General features: G+C 48.7%; 12 protein-coding genes. 6 read left to right on the plus strand and 6 right to left on the minus strand.

Annotated features, from left to right (window positions below; genetic code table 11):
• Positions 1-41: 41 nt before the first annotated feature.
• From C3F13_05215 to C3F13_05230, 4 genes are all read left to right on the plus strand, one after another.
• Positions 42-782: a hypothetical protein gene (locus C3F13_05215; GenBank protein ID PWB55121.1), complete on the plus strand. Its 741-nt coding sequence runs from the start codon at positions 42-44 to the stop codon at positions 780-782.
• On the plus strand, positions 782-2353 hold the full coding sequence (locus C3F13_05220) for a hypothetical protein (GenBank protein PWB55122.1): 1572 nt from the start codon (positions 782-784) through the stop codon (positions 2351-2353). The genes C3F13_05215 and C3F13_05220 overlap by 1 nt, the downstream gene beginning before the upstream one ends.
• A gap of 6 nt (positions 2354-2359) precedes the next feature.
• The gene (locus tag C3F13_05225; protein ID PWB55123.1) at positions 2360-2980 is read left to right on the plus strand and encodes a hypothetical protein; all 621 of its coding nucleotides are present in this window, start codon (positions 2360-2362) and stop codon (positions 2978-2980) included.
• A 113-nt stretch (positions 2981-3093) separates the two neighbouring features.
• Positions 3094-4317: an RNA polymerase subunit sigma gene (locus C3F13_05230; GenBank protein PWB55124.1), complete on the plus strand. Its 1224-nt coding sequence runs from the start codon at positions 3094-3096 to the stop codon at positions 4315-4317.
• A gap of 74 nt (positions 4318-4391) precedes the next feature.
• On the opposite strand, the gene C3F13_05235 is transcribed toward C3F13_05230, so the two are convergent.
• A complete protein-coding gene (locus tag C3F13_05235) occupies positions 4392-8012 on the minus strand; it encodes a hypothetical protein (GenBank protein ID PWB55125.1) in 3621 nt (1206 codons plus the stop codon).
• A 357-nt stretch (positions 8013-8369) separates the two neighbouring features.
• Between C3F13_05235 and C3F13_05240 the strand changes: the two genes are divergently transcribed.
• Together C3F13_05240 and C3F13_05245 are read left to right on the plus strand one after the other, a co-directional pair.
• Complete coding sequence (locus tag C3F13_05240; protein ID PWB55126.1) at positions 8370-9617, plus strand: hypothetical protein; 1248 nt, start codon at positions 8370-8372, stop codon at positions 9615-9617.
• Complete coding sequence (locus tag C3F13_05245) at positions 9604-11118, plus strand: hypothetical protein (GenBank protein ID PWB55127.1); 1515 nt, start codon at positions 9604-9606, stop codon at positions 11116-11118. The genes C3F13_05240 and C3F13_05245 overlap by 14 nt, the downstream gene beginning before the upstream one ends.
• On the opposite strand, the gene C3F13_05250 is transcribed toward C3F13_05245, so the two are convergent.
• From C3F13_05250 to C3F13_05270, 5 genes are read right to left on the minus strand one after another with little or no spacing between them, the layout of a single operon-like run.
• Positions 11104-12336, minus strand: a complete 1233-nt coding sequence (locus tag C3F13_05250; protein PWB55128.1) for a hypothetical protein — start codon at positions 12334-12336, stop codon at positions 11104-11106. The two genes, C3F13_05245 and C3F13_05250, sit on opposite strands and share 15 nt — an antisense overlap.
• Positions 12308-13549: a hypothetical protein gene (locus C3F13_05255; GenBank protein PWB55129.1), complete on the minus strand. Its 1242-nt coding sequence runs from the start codon at positions 13547-13549 to the stop codon at positions 12308-12310. The genes C3F13_05250 and C3F13_05255 overlap by 29 nt, the downstream gene beginning before the upstream one ends.
• Before the next feature lie 4 nt (positions 13550-13553).
• On the minus strand, positions 13554-14825 hold the full coding sequence (locus C3F13_05260; GenBank protein PWB55130.1) for a hypothetical protein: 1272 nt from the start codon (positions 14823-14825) through the stop codon (positions 13554-13556).
• Positions 14826-14846: 21 nt separating this feature from the next.
• Positions 14847-16382: a hypothetical protein gene (locus C3F13_05265; GenBank protein PWB55131.1), complete on the minus strand. Its 1536-nt coding sequence runs from the start codon at positions 16380-16382 to the stop codon at positions 14847-14849.
• Positions 16382-17596: a hypothetical protein gene (locus C3F13_05270; GenBank protein ID PWB55132.1), complete on the minus strand. Its 1215-nt coding sequence runs from the start codon at positions 17594-17596 to the stop codon at positions 16382-16384. The genes C3F13_05265 and C3F13_05270 overlap by 1 nt, the downstream gene beginning before the upstream one ends.

The following is a 17596-nucleotide window of genomic DNA, read 5'->3' on the forward strand; positions in this document are numbered from 1 at the left end:
CTTTTTGATCAGTCAAGACAACCGTAACAAGGAAGGATTTCATGCGAAACGTATGGATTATCGCTCGGAGAGAGTATAAATACTACTTCACCAGCCCGGTCGCTTATATCATTGTATTCTTCTTTATGCTCCTCTTGGGGATATTTTTCTATCTTAATCTCTCGTCAGCCATTCTGCAGGCAGCATATACATCATCAGCACCCGGGGTTCAAATCGTCATCAGCCCGATGGTCACACTATTGTTATTTGTCATGCCAGCAGTCAGCATGCGCACTATCTCTGATGAGATACGCATGGGTACCATGGAGCTTTTATTGACCTCCCCGATTAAAGATTGGGAACTGGTGGTAGGTAAGTGGTTGGGGGCATTCTTGTTCATGCTCACGCTTTTAGCCGTGACATGGGTTTTCCCCATCGTACTAAATTTCCTGGTGAACCCAGGGATCGACCAGGGGGTGCTGCTGTCGGGATATCTTGGCTTGCTGCTGATGGTGGCGAGCATGATCGGGATTGGGGTGTTCATCTCAACTCTATTCAATAACCAGATTGTGGTCTACTTTATCAGCCTGGTCGTCATGCTGGTCTTATGGTTTGGATCCCAGCTGGCCAGCTCAAGTGGTGGGCTTGGCAGCCAGTTACTGTCGTATCTCTCCTATGTCGATCACTTTTATAGCTTCTACCAGGGAACAATCGACCTGAGTGATACCGTCTACTACCTGAGCCTGACTGCACTGGCATTATTCTTTGGAACGGTATCGATTGAAATGCGGAGGTGGCGCTAATGAAAACGAACTGGCGTCAGATTATTCGGTATGGTGCGCTAATCATCGCGCTGCTTGCCCTGCTGGCTTCAGCAGGTTTATGGATCGTCCAGCACCAATGGAACCTGGCTTTGCAGATCTGTCTGGCTCTTTTTGTGATCGGGCTGGCAGTATTTGTGGTCATGGATCCGGGGGCAGTGCGGAAGGCACTGACCGGCCGGCAGGCCAAATACGGTAGTAATGCCCTAATTTTAGCTGCAGCTTTTCTGGGAATCCTGGTGGTGGTCAATTATTTGGCATATAAAAATACCAAGCGAATTGACTTGACCGAAGATAAATCGAATACCCTGGCAAAAGAAACGGTAGAGGTGCTGAAAAGCCTGCCGGAAAATGTTGTGGCAAAGGCATTCTTTACCACCAATACGACTGTTGCTACATCTAAAGATAGTGCGAAACTATTGTTGGAACAATATGTTTATGAGGGAGCCGGGAAATTCAAATACGAGTTTATCGATCCAAACAATGATCCCGCAGCAGCCCAGGATGCAGGTATCACAGCAGATGGCACAGTCGTGCTTTATATGGGTAATGCCAAGCAGAGCGTGACCTCCATCTCGGAGGAAAATCTTACTGGAGCAATGGTCAGGCTAATGAATCCTGAAGCACACGTAATTTACTTCCTGACCGGTCACGGCGAGTATCCAATCACAGGCAGCGCTGACCAATCCTACACTGAGTTATCTGCTGCATTGGAAGCAAAGAATTATTCAGTGCAAAGCTTGAATCTGTTGGCGAAGTTGGACGTACCACAAGATGCCAGTGTGATCGTGGTCGATGGACCCAAGAAGCCACTCAGCGATGCTGAGGTGAGTATGCTGGATAGCTACATCAAAGATGGTGGCTCGGTGGTGGTGATGGAAGACCCTGCCCTTGACACGCAATTTGGTGACTCGCCCGACCCGTTAGCCAGCGACCTGTCCGCGAATTATGGCATCATCCTGGGGAATGATACCGTGGTGGACATGTATGGGTACCAGGCATTTCAGAACCCATATTTTGCTGTTGGCTACCAATATGCTACCCACGCCATCACGTCCAAAATGGGTACCATGGGAACTGGTTTCCAGGGCGCCAGGACGGTCTCTGCGGATGATTCAACTGGGACGGATTACACCAAGTCGCAGTTGATCACCACGGTCGAGCAATCCTGGGGTGAGACCGATGCAAGCTCGATCCAAGCGAGCAATCCAGAATTCAATGAGGGCATTGATATAGCTGGACCTGTACCTCTGGCAGTAGTTGCCTCCGGATCCAACGATGCACGCCTGGTTGTCTTTGGAGATTCTGACTTTGCCACGAACGCATACTACGGATTTTATGGCAACGGTGAAATGATCGTGAACTCGGTCGATTGGGCTGCCAAGCAGGAGAATCTCATCAATCTGACCGCTAAGAATACCGTCGAGCGCACCCTGGTACAGCCGAAAACCTACACAATGGGTTTGATCCTGCTTGGTTCATTGATTGTCTTACCCGGGATTGTACTCGTGGCAGGCATCGGATCTTGGTTGGCTCGCAGGCGGCAAGGTTAACCGGTTATGGTACGTCGAACTACATGGATCCTGCTGGTTGTGTTTGGTGTGTTGGCTGTGTTTGCCTGGTGGTTTCAACGCGATCAAGCAAACAAGCAAGAAACCACGGCAACATCCACAGCATTTCCCACAGTTGCCAGGCTTCTCAACCTTGACAGTAACCAGGTGAATGAGATCACCATCGCCAGTAAAACCGGTGATGAGGTGAGCCTATACAAAACCACAGCTTCGGCATCAAATTGGGGAGTAAAGGACATCCCAGCAGACCAGGTGGATACCAACCGGCTGGAGTCGGTTGTCACGCCTTTGCTCTCTCTGGAGGTATCAGAGATATTAAGCCAGTCGCCAGCTCTCGAGACAATTGGTTTGGATAAACCGGCATACACGATCACGATACTCACTACAGATGGGCAGAAAGCTGTGATCTATGTCGGCAATCTGAATGCCATCGGGACCGGCTATTATGCACGTGTGGGTAATGGCCCCATCTTGATCCTCGACAATGTCATTTTGGATGATGCGTTCAAGCTGATCAGCGAGCCACCCCTACTGGCGACTACGACCCCGCAGGTGACGGAGACGGGCACATCAATTGCACCAGAGACGCTAAGTACTCCGACACCATAGTCGGGTATGCATGGGATTATTAAGCTTTGGTACTTGATTTTCATTAAAAAAAAGTGTATTCTGATGATGATCATGGTTCCTATGCCGGTGAGAAGGCCGGTTAGGGAGAGAAAATGATAGATGAAGAATTAATCAATGCAATCGCGAATCGCGAAGACGAGCATCCTGCATTAGCCAGGCTAATCGAGCTGGGCAGGCAGAAATCTTTTGTAACGATCGATGATATCCTAAGCTTTTTCCCTGAAGCTGAGCAGGATGTGGACCAGCTGGAAGAGGCCTTTGCAGCTTTGATCAGCGCGGGCATCCCATATGTCGACGATGTCACCGTCGGAGCGCCGACGGAAGATGAGCTGACTGCAGTGGAAGAAGAAGAGACAGAGGAAGAAACTCACCGTGTGGTAGTGGTGGATGACAACTACCTGGCCAATATCGACACGGATGACACCATCGGGCTGTACCTGAAAGAAGTTGGCCGTGTCCCGTTGCTCACGGCTGAAGAGGAAGTACAGCTAGCCAAGCGCATTGAGCAAGGCAGACTGGCACGTGAAGAGTTAGCCAAGGGCAATATCAGCCTACGCAGGCGTGGTGAGCTTCAAATGCATATCGAAGACGGCTGGTTGGCTCGTGAGCATTTGATCACTGCCAACTCACGCCTGGTAATCAGTGTGGCCAAGAAATACATGGGCCGTGGAGTGCCATTCCTGGATCTAATCCAGGAAGGCAATATCGGCCTGATCCGGGCAGCCAAGAAATTTGATTACCGGCGCGGTCATAAATTCAGCACCTATGCCACCTGGTGGATCCGCCAGGCTGTGACGCGTGCCATCGCGGACCAAGGCAGGACGATCCGTGTGCCTGTGCATATGGGTGACCAGATCAACAAGCTGCTCAGGGTGCAGCACCAGCTTACCCAACGCCTGGGGCGTGATCCCAGTGTGGATGAGCTGGCTCAAGCCCTGGAAGTCACCCCTCAAAAAGTCGAGAACATGATCCAGGTTGCCAGGCGCCCACTCTCGCTCGAGACGCCGACTGATGACGAAGAAGATTCAGTGTTGGGTGACTTCATTCAAGATGAAGAAGTACCCGCACCTGATGAGACCGCTACGTACAATTTATTGCGTGAACACCTGGATGTGGTCTTGAATGGTTTACCGCCGCGTGAAGTACGAATCTTACAGCTACGTTACGGCTTATTGGATGGACAGGCTTATACCCTGGAAGAAGTGGGGCGGAAGATGGGTGTGACGCGTGAGCGCGTCAGGCAGATCGAAGCGCAAGCTTTAAGCCGTTTACGACATCCCTCCATACGCCGCAGGTTACGTGAATACCTCGGATAAGACAAAAAAGCCAGGGAGCAATCCCTGGCTTTTTTGCCTCCTCGAATCACTTTAATAACCTCGGGTGAGGGTAATTACTTAGAAATAAACGGGTTGAATAAGAAATATACATTCCCGAGTATTATTCTTGCAGCAACGAAAGGTCCTTGCAATCCATCATGGTCGCGGATAGCCACCCGCCAATAGTACACCTTATTAAGGGCATAGTTCCAGATTGGTGTGTACTGAGTATTTAGCGTTTCCTGGACATCATAAAGTGGGTAGAAAGTAGGATACCAGGATACTTCAATGGCGTAAGTAGCAGCACCAGTAACGGGGGACCAAACAAATGTGGGCGTGCTTTGGATCTTGCCTTTGATCGGACTGATCAACGTAGGACTGGCATATAATTTGGTGAATGTGGCTGCTGGGCTGTATGAACCCAGACGTCCATTTCCATCATACAGAGCTACCCGCCAGTAATAATTTCCATCAATATAACCTTTAAAGGGTGTCCAGCAATTATTGTACGTATCTATGCTATCGTACACGATACGAAAGCTGGGGTCCGTGCTGACCTGGATATGATAGCGCCAGGCAGAAAAGAAAGCGTTTCCAGCATCATCGGCTGCTTCTACGGGATTCCAACAATAGGTTGGAGTGCCATGGATGACCTCACCACTTGCAGGTGTCAAGCCCTGGGGTTGAGGCAGGATAAATTCAAAGGGTTCACCTTCAACCCAGGTATTGGCGATATCCTCGAAGCGGACGATTTGTACTCGCCAGTAATACACACTCTGGGGAAGTGTTTCCTGCGGTATATATGAATTCATCGGTGTAAGGACTTCAACGACACGATTGGCAAAGCCAGGATCGGTTGCCACTTGCAAATGATATAGCTCAGCTCCCTCTGCCATATCCCAGCTAAATGAGATTATCGAACTGTTAGGTGAAGAATGTAGATTTTCAGGGGTCAATCCGAGACGGTGAAAACTCCATCCACCTGTCCAGCTTCCAAATGCTACCGGGTAACCCGGCAGCATATAGCGAGGTTGCACCCGCCAATAATATGTGTGGTCTCCATAAATGTCGCCCAACAATGTCACATGATTTTCACTGAAATATTGGCTATTGGAGGCAATCTGGAAAGTCGCTTCGTGAGGAGGTGTATAGTCCTCATCCAGATCGACCTGCAAGATACTGCCTGCAAAAGGTGTGGCCCCATTCGAGCCAGTGGGCCAATCCCAAAAGAACGGCAGCAGTGAAGTCAGAGTGTTTGGGTCCCCACTAGAAACGTTGGGTGGGAATATCAGGTTCATGTGATCAGACACGGCTGAGAAGCGGGTAAGGTATGAATCCACCGAAACATCAGGGTCTGAAGGAACTGTGTCCTTGAGAACCCCAGTGATCGTATCAACGCTGAAGAGCATAACTGAAGCACTGTTGGTATCATTGTTCATGCCGATAATGCCATCAGAAATTCTCAGCTCGATATACCCGGCATTCACGTATACTCCCGCGTCGATTTCGGAAAAGCGCTTCCCGTTACCCCATACATCACCATCCCAGGCAAACACCCAGGTGTTTTGGAGATCGATAATTCCACCGATATCATCTACATAAATAACGAATTCTGGCCGGTGTTCAGGATTGGTGGATACCTGGTAGCTGCGTTCTGGTGGCACTGTGGCGCCAGAGCCGGTTATATTATCCAGGTCGATATAGATCACATAGGTCATATCCAGGGAAGGTGGAACAGCATCAAAACCAAAAAACCAATCGGTGTCGGATTGAGTAGCATATAAGGTGGTCAGATCATATTCGCTGGGAACATCGTTTACTGGATCACTACCGATGAGTAGTCGATTTTCAACGGTTCCGGGTGACCTGATATATCGCCACTCCGATTGAGCAGCGATCTGGAAACGCCAGGCATCACTCCATCTGCTCCAGCCTTCCGCAGTAAAGGCCCGCACATGCCAGTAAAATGTACCAAAATCCGTGCGGCCAAGGCTACGCTGGGCGAGGCTATATTTTGGTGAATATGCAGAGATATTCACGGTCTCGGTGATCTCGGAAGTAATGAAATCCACGTCCCGACTCACTTCCACCTGGTATTCAGTTGCTCCTTCGAGTGGCCACCATTCGAGGAGAGGGGTGGCTTCTACCGATTCCTGCCCGATAGCCGGTCGAAGCAAGGATGGTGCATCCCCAGTGGTAGGGTTAATCTGAAGATTTTTATCAAAGCGAGCTTTCCATACCTGACTCCACCACGGTTCACCCGTTCCAGGATTGATCTGGCAGGCGTCGTTCAGGCTGGTTAATGGACATACCCGCCAGTAATATTCCTGCCCTGAGACGGGACTAAAATCCTCATTTTTTGTAGGTGAAGCACTGGTATTCTCTGTGTCATACTGCCAATCGATGGAATTAAAGAGATAAGACTCATCTACCTGAAGCCGATATGCGCTGGCGTACACCCCACCAACGGGTGAAGCGACCATAACCCGGTGCCACATGAAGATTGGAAAGGCAACAGTCCGATCTTCATGTGGGTTCATTATAAACTGACCATATTCAACTGGCTGGTAATAATACATCGGGTAGATCAGTACGGGTGCCAGAGAATCATAATTGCTTTGATATTCACCTACTTCACTGACTGCACCATATTCACCGCCTCCAGCAATGGGCCATACACGCCAGTAATAATGAGATGTCCCATCATATTTACTCTGTGGCGTAAAGCTGGTGTTGGCTGTTTCTGCTTCTTCATAGATCGGATTAAAGTCTCGATTCTTAGCAATCTGGATATGGTAGCGGGCAGCACCCGGGACAGGTGTCCAGCTATACAAAGGATAAAGACCGGTTAGATATTGTTCAGTTGGGGTGAGAAGTACAGGCTGCAAATCCCATTTCTTCGTAAAATGCCAGGTCTCACTCCAATCCCCAATTGCAGGACCTGATTCCACGCGCACCCGCCAGCAAAATTGAGTATCGTTCGATAATGGATCAGAAGGGGTAAAGGATGTCTGGCGGGTGTCTATGCCAGTACTGGTGTCAAATTTACACGTCTTGTCATCGGTATATTCCAGGCGATAATGCTCTGCACCTGAAATCGCTGTCCACTGAAATGTCGGAGTGAAGGTTGGAAAGGATTCATCCATCGGACTTATCATGGTCGGTACCATATCACCAATCGTATTCATTCCATAGGCTGCGATAAAAGACTGGATATTGCTCGGGGTTCCCAGCTGGTTAGATGGGTCGATAGGGATGACATGCCAGTAATAGGTGCTATTGGCCAAGCGTTCTGAGGGTTGGTAAGTCCTCGCCAGGGTGTCCACCGATAAAATCGGTGTAGCGTTGTAATTTGGTGTCTGCGTTATCCGGAAGCGATACTGTGCAGCGCCAAGGACAGCAGTCCATGAAAAGGCAGGAGCATCAAAAAAAGCCAGCTCTTGTCCTTCAGATGGAGAAAGTAAATTCGGTATGTTTTGGGGGGCCGCCCAGATTTTCGTAAAGTGGAAAACCGTACTCCAGGCGCTAACTGGTGAGGGATCCTCAACGCGCACTCTCCAATACCAATCGCCATCTGATAATGCCTGGTCCGTTGAAAGAGGGGTGTAGGTGATATTCCAGGAGGTTATGTCTATGGTGGGAGTATTAAAGTCATTTTGATCATCCACTTGCAGACGGTATTGATTGGCACCCATGACCGTAGACCAGGAAAATGAAGGAATCCCTAATGGTGGGTCAGAATCGGGTGTGGTGTGCGAATTGTTATTTGGATAGTGTAGATACGGCGGATTTATTATATTGGAAGGTGCCGTTGTATAGGGAGTCATAAACCCTAAAACGACAAAAGATATGATTAGTGAATATAACAGATAGCCTGGCTTAAATGGTAATCGTATATTTTCCGACATAGGCTACGACTAAAATCGGTTATTGGCTAGTGGGGGATAAACTAATTATATCTTATAATACTATTGCGCTTATTTAAAAGTAAGAAACACCTAACAATGTTGAAAGCTAAAGGCTTCGTATCCTGGTGATATAAAGGTGAGTCGTTGAATAAGTCTCGCACCCCTGTGTCCATCCTGATCGTTCTATTATGCGTTGTCCTCTTGCTTGGGGTCGTGTGGGCTAACTACCGCTTTGCGCAGTATCGGTTATTCGGAGAGGGGTTTTCCATTCAATGGTTGGGCATTCATGCCCTCGTGTCTGAAGGTGCAAACCCATATAGCGAGTTGATCACAACCAGGATCCAGGATGCCGTAAAATCTGTGTATGGCTTTTCCCCCGGAGTGGCACCCAAATACACTTCTCCGCTATATTCGGCTATCATTACATTTCCATTTGCCTTGATCAACTCCCAGGCGACTGCACATTCGGTATGGTTCGCCATCCAGCTGGTGGTGGTTTTCGCGATTCTGCTCTTGTGCATAAAACTAACCGCATGGAAACCAGCCTGGTATATCCTGTTGCTTTTTACCATTTTTACAATTTTTAGCTACCATGTGGTCATGCCCTGGTTGGATGGGAGCCTATCTATCTGGTCGGCACTCTTTCTCGTATCAGCCTTGTTGGCGATCTCGCAAAATCGGGATGAAGTGGCGGGGATCTTGCTGGGGTTATCTGCTTTCCAGCCGCAAATGGTCATCCTACCGATCATTTTCACCTTGATATGGGCTGGGGCTCACAAAAGAAGACTGCTAATCTTGTGGTTTTTTATCCTTCTGATCTTGTTGTCCATCATTGGTATGTTTTTAGTCCCCGACTGGATCATCCAATACCTACGCTTGTTGTTCAATTACTCAGAAAACTTTCCTCCCGGTACGCCAGGATTCTTATTCCAGGATCTATGGCCAGGTATCGGAAGACAGTTGGGCTGGGTAATCAGTGGTGTATTATTAGTCATCCTGGCTTTTGAATGGTGGTTGGCGCGGCGCAGGGAATTCCGCTGGTTCACCTGGACGATTTGCTTGACGATCGTGATCAGCCAATGGATTGGTATTCCGACAATCCCGGCAAATTTCATTGTGCTGCTCATACCCCTGGTCTTTGTGACAGCTATGCTCGCCGAGCGGTGGCCGCGGGGTGGCAATTGGGTTGCGACCATCAGCTGCATGCTACTCTTCGTTTGGGAGTGGGGTTTATTTTACCTGGATATCACCGGCAGCCAGCCAGCTATGCAACTAAACCTGCTCATCCCGCTGCCCCTGCTCCTATTGATCGGTTTGTATTGGGTGCGCTGGTGGGCGATCAAACCCCGAAAGCTATTGGTGGAGGAGTTGAAGTTCAGTGAGTCGTATTAAACCGCGCTTCACCATCGAGCACCTGTGGGGGGTTGTAGTCTTAATTGGGATATTCATGTTCGTCAATACCCATCCCATCCGCCCGTACGATTTCTGGTGGCACATTGCAGTTGGCAAGGAAATCGTGGAAACTGCCAGCATCCCAACTACAGACGTTTATTCGTTTACCGCGGCAGGCCAGCCATATCCCTCGTACCAGATGTTCTGGTTGATGGAAATTATTCTTTATTCGATTTACAAGGCAGGTGGACCAGCACTCGTGGTATTCTTCCAGAGCCTGTTGATCACCGGTGCATATGGCGTGTTGTTCTATATTTGTAAGCAGGCTTCTAACAGCTGGCGTATCTCGGCCCTAAGCGTACTATTTGCCGCAGCACTGGGCCTGAATGATTGGAATGTGCGACCACAGGGAATCACTTTCCTGCTGGCCAGCCTGATCCTGCTGGCGATCTATGAATACCGCAGGAGACCACATTTGGGCTGGCTATTGCTTCCGCCGGTGTGCCTGTTGATATGGGCCAACAGCCATGGGACGTTTATCATCGGGTTAACCTTGCTCGGGATCTGGTGGGGTGACGAGATCTGGAGGGTTGTCTGGAGCCTGATCAGGCATGAAGCCATTACCGATTGGAAAAAAGTCATCCTGCCAGGAGCCACGCTATTGATCTCAGCCCTGGCATGCCTGCTTAACCCACAAGGGTTCGGAATCATTGATTACCTGCGCACCCTGACAGGAAACAGCGTTGTGCAGAATCTTGTCACCGAGTGGGCTCCGCCAACAATCTACTCATTAATGGGCGGCTTGTTCTTTGCTGGGTTGGTCTTCAGTATACTGGTCATGCTGCTTTCACGGAAAAAAGCAGATTTCTTCCAGGTGGTTACTTTCCTGGTTTTTGGGATTTTAGGGATACGCACCGCGCGCGGCAGCGTGTGGTTTGGTCTGGTGATGGCACCCATCGTGGCAGAGCACATAGCAGCGATCGTTCAACGGTACCGTAAAACCACCCAAAAGCAGGGAAAATCTCAAGGGTCAGGCTACCTGAATGTCTTCTTGCTCGTTTTCGTACTCTTATTGGGTTTCATCTCCTTGCCATGGTTTAAAAATCAGCTGCCCTTCCCGGCAGCCAAGGCGGGGTTGATCTCAAGTGAAACACCCATCTGGGCCACCCAGGCATTGTTTGAGGAAAATCCACCTGGGAAGCTGTTTAACTCAATGACTTTCGGGAGTTACCTGATCTGGGCAGCGTATCCACAATATCAGGTGTTCGTCGATTCGCGCATCGAGCTCTTTCCAAAAGCTGTCTGGTTGGAGTATCTGCGTATCAGCAATGCTGAAGATGATTGGGAAAGTTTATTGGATAAATACGGGATCAACACGCTCATGCTCAGCCCAGCCGAGCAACCGGGACTGGTAAAAGCCGTGGAATCTTCCGACAGCTGGAAGCTGCTCTACAAGGATGAGGTAGCGCGTATTTACATTCGGACCTCAGGCACGCAGTAACACTACCGATTGACGCGCCCAAACAATAAAGACGAAAACGGGGATCAAGCCGGTCAAGGCGACCTTCAGGGGGATACCGAGGGCGGGTAGAAACAGCATGGCAATGTATACCCCAATCGTGATGTATAACAAGCGTCGGTCCTGGGAGGGATTGTAAGCTAGCAGGATCAATACCGGGATGAGCAATAATAAATCATGCAATAATGCATAGGGGGTTATTATAAGGGGGAACAGCATCGCCATGGACAGTACCAGGTTCTGGTTAGTAAGTGGTTGTTTCCTGGTTGTAAATATCAACCAAACAAAGAAGGCAAGCAGTATAGCAACCAGGCCATAATAAACCTGGTTCCATAACGTAGAATATTTAAATGGTATCAGTGAGGCAACCAGGGAGTAAGGGGTTGCAAGAACAGCGGTAGGAAATCCCTCCTTCACATAAGGCAGGTAGACCATGTTTTTAAGGAAATCTAGGTATGCAAGGTATGGTCCTACCCCCTTGGTGATCAACACAAAACCATTCCAGATGATCGAAAACAGAATGAAGACCAGGATCGGGTAGAACTTTTTCCATACAAGCCATACCAGCAGGAAGCCAACCACGAACTGGGGCTTGTAGGTCAACCCGGCAGCCAGCAACCCGGCGATGAACCACTTCTCCTTGAGGGTTGCCACGAGAATACCCACCATTATCAATAAGGTGATCGCGTGCATCTGCCCAGCAGCAAAACCTTCGATGAAGGCAAAGCTTGAAAATATAAGGATAGCCAACTGTGGAGTGGTAAGTCCGTTTTGTGAGAACCGTTTCGGCACCAGGTAGCGTTGCATTAATTGGGCAGCCAGGATGATGCAATAGATGCTAAGGAGGCACCACAGGATTAGACTGATTGGGAGCGAAAGGTAGGACAGTACTGAATGTAAAAGGGCTGCATGGGGAGGGTAGCTATATAAAGTGACACCGGGGGGCACGGTTGGGGCAATCAGGCTGAGCTGGGTTGATTCTTGAACAACTGGGTTATAGAGTTGTGCGATATCGGTTTTATACAGCAGCCCGCCGGCGTAATAAACCACAAAGTCGCCCCACATCAATAAATTTAGCACGCCACCAACCCAGCCGCGGTGCAGTAGCAGGTTGAGCAACAATACAATGCTGCAGGCAATCAAGATCAGCCGTGGGTAGTCGCGCAGGCGTTTAGGGTTCAGCCAGTTCTTGAGAGCCATTTTCTTCCTTCACGCTCATTACTTGCCGATACACGATAAGCAGCACAAATAAGAGTGTCGGCAAGCTAAGCTGAAGTGCCACTGGTAAGACCTTCAATTGGGCGACTGTCAGAGGTGTGCTGAGAAATACCGAAGTCCAGATCAAGGCGTACAACACCTTAAACAAGGTTCTTAGCTGGGGAAATGCCTGCCAGAACAGGATTGCCGGGATGACCAGGATGCTCCAGTCATAGATCATGGCATGCGGAGACATCCAGATCGTCAGGCAGACTGCGCCGGCGAAGAGGACTGTTCGGTCAGCGCGATACCTTCGCCAGAAAAAGAAATAAGCTGCAATTCCAAGCAATGAGAAAATAAAGGACAGGCCTTCGGAAAGCCAGCGATTCCCGGAGCTCAACAAGATCCAGAAGCCTCGCAGAGAATGGAGATGCCAGATCGGGAATTGCTCCCCATAGATCAGGTTGGGCAGGAAATTGCGCGCCAGGTTAATATATGCCAGGCTGGATTCAGGCAGCAGCCAGAAGCATAAGCCAGCCAGGAATAAACCGCCAGCAGCCAACCCTAAAAGCGATTTCCAGCTGCTGCGCCAATCCAGGAGCCACAGCAATCCGAGGCCGAGGACCATCTGGGGCTTAAATAACAACAGGCTGCCCACCAGTCCAGCAGCCACGAATTTGTCTTTTTTCCATAGCCAATAAGTGAAGCTGAAGATCAACAGGCTCAGCAGGCTGTTCTGCCCAAAACTGATGGCGGCAAAAATTGGAAAGAAGGTCAGCGACCAGATGAATGTCTTTCGGGGCTGGTCCACGCTGATCAATTTTATGCTCAGCCAAAGGAAAAGGAAACCGAGCAAGCTCCAGGCGATAAAACTCCAGGTGTAAGGTATAAGGGCAAACGGTACATACAGCCAGGCCAGGAAGGGCGGGGTGATGAAAGCATAAAAATTCGCCAGATCCGGTCCAGCTATGGCTTGCTCGAGCTGGCTTTGATACTCGAAATTATACAATTCGGGGCTTTGACCGTGTAAAAGCGTGCTGCCCGCCGTGTAAAACTGTAAATAGTCGGTGCCAATCACCTGGCCAGCCAGGTCCATCTTGCCCGAGCCAAGCAGGATGCTCACCATCCAGGCAAACCATAAGGCAGCCCCGGCAATCCAGGCATAGGACATCCTACGGGGAGTTAAAATCTGGTTGAGAGTGTTAATGTATTTCATTTCCTTAATTCATTAGTGTGTTTGAATTATTTTTATTAAAGATCCAAGTAGTAAGAGCTATAAATAAACCGAATGTTATCAGGGAGACCCAAGCGATACCAGTCACCGAAGCAATAAAGGTAAGGATAAACACTCCTAGGTAGACAGTTGCCGAGATGTTTATGTATCGATTGGTATTAGAATATATGCCCCACATTACATAGGCTGGTAGAAGAATGATCATGTCATGCACCAGAGCATATGGCGTTGCAAGAAGTGGCAGTAATAATGCCCCAACTATTGTTGGTATTCGTTCTACCATTGGGTAACCTTTTTGCCTATTTGCAAACCAGCCTAAACCGATGGCGCCAATAATGATAATGAAATATGTTAGGAAAGTTATGATGGATTGTAAATCCTTAGGGAAAATACTAGTTAACAGCCCATAGATGGTGACCAGAAGGTAATTTGGAAAACCCGCAATGTATGGCAAGTCCATGAACACCTGGCTGAGTTGACTGTACAGCAATAGTAATTTGATACCATTCTGAAGAATGAATGCACCAATCCAGATTGTTGTAACTGCAGTAAATGCTAGGAGAGCTTTTGATTTTCTCCATATCAACCAAAGGATAATAAATCCAATAGTGAATTGTGGTTTATATATCAACAATCCAGTCAGGATTCCAGTGGTAACCCATTTTTCCTTATACATTGCATATGTAATACCTGTCACGAGTAGCAAGGTAATCCAATGATTTTGACCTGCTTGGATACCTTCGATAAATGGGAAAAAAGACAGTCCGATTACGACCAACTGAGAATAACCTAATTCAGGTGATTGTTTTTCGACAGGTACCAGGGTAAACAGCAAGCGCATAACAAGGAATATTGAGCCAATTGCTAAAATCGTCCATAGTAGTAATGACCACTCAAGTGGTATGTGTGTTAATATCGAATAAAAAGGAGCCACATATGGTGGATTCATGTAAGGGTTATATCCGGTTAGAGTAGTAGGAGCGACTAAGGATTGCTGTGTTCGGGATTGTTTGTCATAATCGTAAATTAATTCGGGAGAAGTACGATAAATAATCCCCGTACTGTAAAACATGACGAAATCACCAGCAATCACCTGACCAAATCCGGAAATCCATCCGTTATGTAAGAGTAAGTTTATTCCCAGAATGATGTAAGTCGTGATTAACATCAACCTCGGGTAATCTCGTACGCGTTTGGCATTCATAAAAGACATACTTGATGTATTTCTCATTATTTTCCAAATACTAATTCTGGACATCCTATTTGACGAAATATTGCGTCAAGGAGTAAGAGATTTCGTCCAAAGCTGGGCAAATCGATCTTCGTATTCAAGAGACCAGGCTTGATCAGTGGATAAAGCGGATGCAAGCTTGGGATGCAATTTCTTATCCAGCAAAATGCGGTCGACACCATACGCTTGTAAGATCTGGTCGTAGTTAACCGCATTATTTACGTCGATATAATCCATCCATTGATTGTAGGGGAACAGCTCGACGCGCGGGTCGATAAAATTGCCCTGATCGGGTACCGCCCAGATGAGGTAGCTGCCGTAGCCCATCTCATTGAACAGGTGCCCGCCTGGGTGGGATTTCAGGTACTCAGCGGCAGCCACTGGTGTTTCAACCCCGATAAGTGGTCCAGCTGAGGATCCGCGCAGCACTTGCTCCCAATAACGCCCCGGAAGGGGCAGGCGCTCAACAAACCAGGGTTGAACCAGCAGTGTAGGTATAAAAATGACCAGTACCAATGCCAGATTGAGCCAGTTCTTCTGGGGTTGGAAGGCGGGTGTTCTTATCGGCAGATCTTTGATCAGCTGCGCCAGGATGGGCATGCTGATAATCCCGTACCAGATGACATAGCGTTGCCCTGACCAGGCCAGCCACAAGAAACCCACGAACAAAATGATTTCTGTGATGCTCAGGCGGTATTTGGAGAAGGCCAACACGATAATAAATATGAGGATACTCAGGAAAAAGAAAATATTGGCCAGGCCTTGTGGCGTGGGAGACTGCCATTCTTCAATCAGCATTTGGCTGGGAGGATCAGTAAGTAATTTGATCGTATACGAAATGATCCCTGTAAAGTGTGGATTGACCAGTACGGCTAGACCAGAGAGCAGACCGGTCCCGGCAATCCAACCGACCTGCCGCCAACCTAGCACTCGACCTTGCTTGAGAAATTTACGGGCGGCTTCACCTACCAGGTAAGCGCCTGGCAGGATCAACCCAAGGATGAAGCTGCCGTGGACATTGACCCAAAACACCATCAGGGCAGGGCACAACAAAAGCCAATACCACTTGATTTCTCCCTCAACATAGCGTTGTAGCAGGAGATAAGTGCCGATGAATAACGGCCATGCCCACATCTGGGTTCGAACAATCAGATTGTTGGTGACCATCAGTCCTAATAACGCAATCACAAGGGCAGCGATACGCCATGAGCTACTGCGACGGCGAGCTTCGACGGCGACCAGCCAAACCGTAATGCCGATTAAAAGCGTGCGCATGAAAATCACAAGCGAGAGGTCACCCAGGCGATAAAGGAGGAAAAATAACAGTTCAGCCAACCAGGAGGCGTAGAAAAAAGGTTGGTCAGCTGGTAACGTCCAGGCGTACAAGTTGGTGGCAGGGATGGCATGCTGGGTGAAAATATATTCGCCGGCTTTGAGGTGCCACCAAAAATCGTTCGGGGGTAGGGGAATCAGAGAAGTGAAGAACAGGAATCCAGCAAGGATCACCAGGACCCAAACAACATCCAGGCTCAGTCCACTTTTTCTTTGTGGTTTTTGTAAGGTAGGCGTGGGATTTTCAGACATCAGCTAACCTGAACCTTCGAAGTATATGGTTTATCTTGGATTCTGGAAACCTTCCAGCGCACAGCCAGATACCAGATGAACAATGCTGGAGCCAGCCAGATGAACCAGAACTCATCCAGCTTCATGTGTAAGACAAGATCAAGGAAATTAATCAACAAAAAGAGTGCCAAAAGCAGGATCGAGCTCCAACTCTTCCAATCAGCGATCAGCCAGATCACAGCCAGGATAACCGCCGGCAGAAGCACTACCAGGTCGTATGTCCAGGCATATGGCGAGGTGAGGATGGAAACCAGCAGGATGATCGGCATCTGCTCAGCCCAATTCCACTGGTTACCATAACGCTTCCAGTAAAAGATAAACCAGATCAACCCTAGCAAGAAGGGTAAGAACTGAAGCCAGAACTGGTCGAGGCCCAACCAGAAATAGCGTAAATAGGAACCGAAGGTCGGGACTGCCCAATCGGATACCTGGTAAGTCACCAGCATCGAGAGATATTGCTGGATGACATACGGGTTGAAGAGCGTAGAAACTAATGTTAGAGCCAATGTTGCAGCTATCATACTAAGCAGGATTATCCAGCGCCGTTCGTGGATGATCCAGAAGATCAGGGCAATGAAAAATAGGAGGATCAGCTGTGGTTTGATCGTCGATATCGCCAGGAATAAACCTGCCAGCCAGTCATTTCGTGTTATTACTGTAAAGTACAAGAACCCAGCTATCCCCAGCAGAATAAAACTGGTCACCTGGCCTTTTTCAAGGGTAGAGATCGTAGGAGCAAAGATGAATACGATTAGCATGGCCAACCAGCGTTGTTTTTGCTCACCCGAATAGACCCGCCAGAGCATTTGTGATGCCAGGAGGATCAAGGCTGCGGAGATAAGCAGCCAGATGACTCGGCTGATTGGGTAGGCCGGCAAACCGAAAGGCATGATTAGCGCAATTGCCCAAGGGGGGTTCAACATCAACGAGTTCTGATTGGATAATGTATCGCCAGCTTCAACTTGTAGTTGGCTGATATGGGCGAGATCGTACGGGTTTTCGCCGTGTAGGTTTAACCTGCCACCAGCCCAGAAGCGCAGGTAATCATCGCTGGCGATGACTTGGGGAGTGACCAGGATGGGTGCCAGGCGGATCAGGCCAATCACAGCAATGGCTAATAAAAGCCAGCTGACCCGTTGGTAGATCTTCTTTTTTTGAGGGGAGGAGGTTGTCAT

The sequence above is a fragment of the Anaerolineales bacterium genome (genome assembly GCA_003105035.1).
Classification (GTDB): domain Bacteria; phylum Chloroflexota; class Anaerolineae; order Anaerolineales; family UBA4823; genus FEB-25.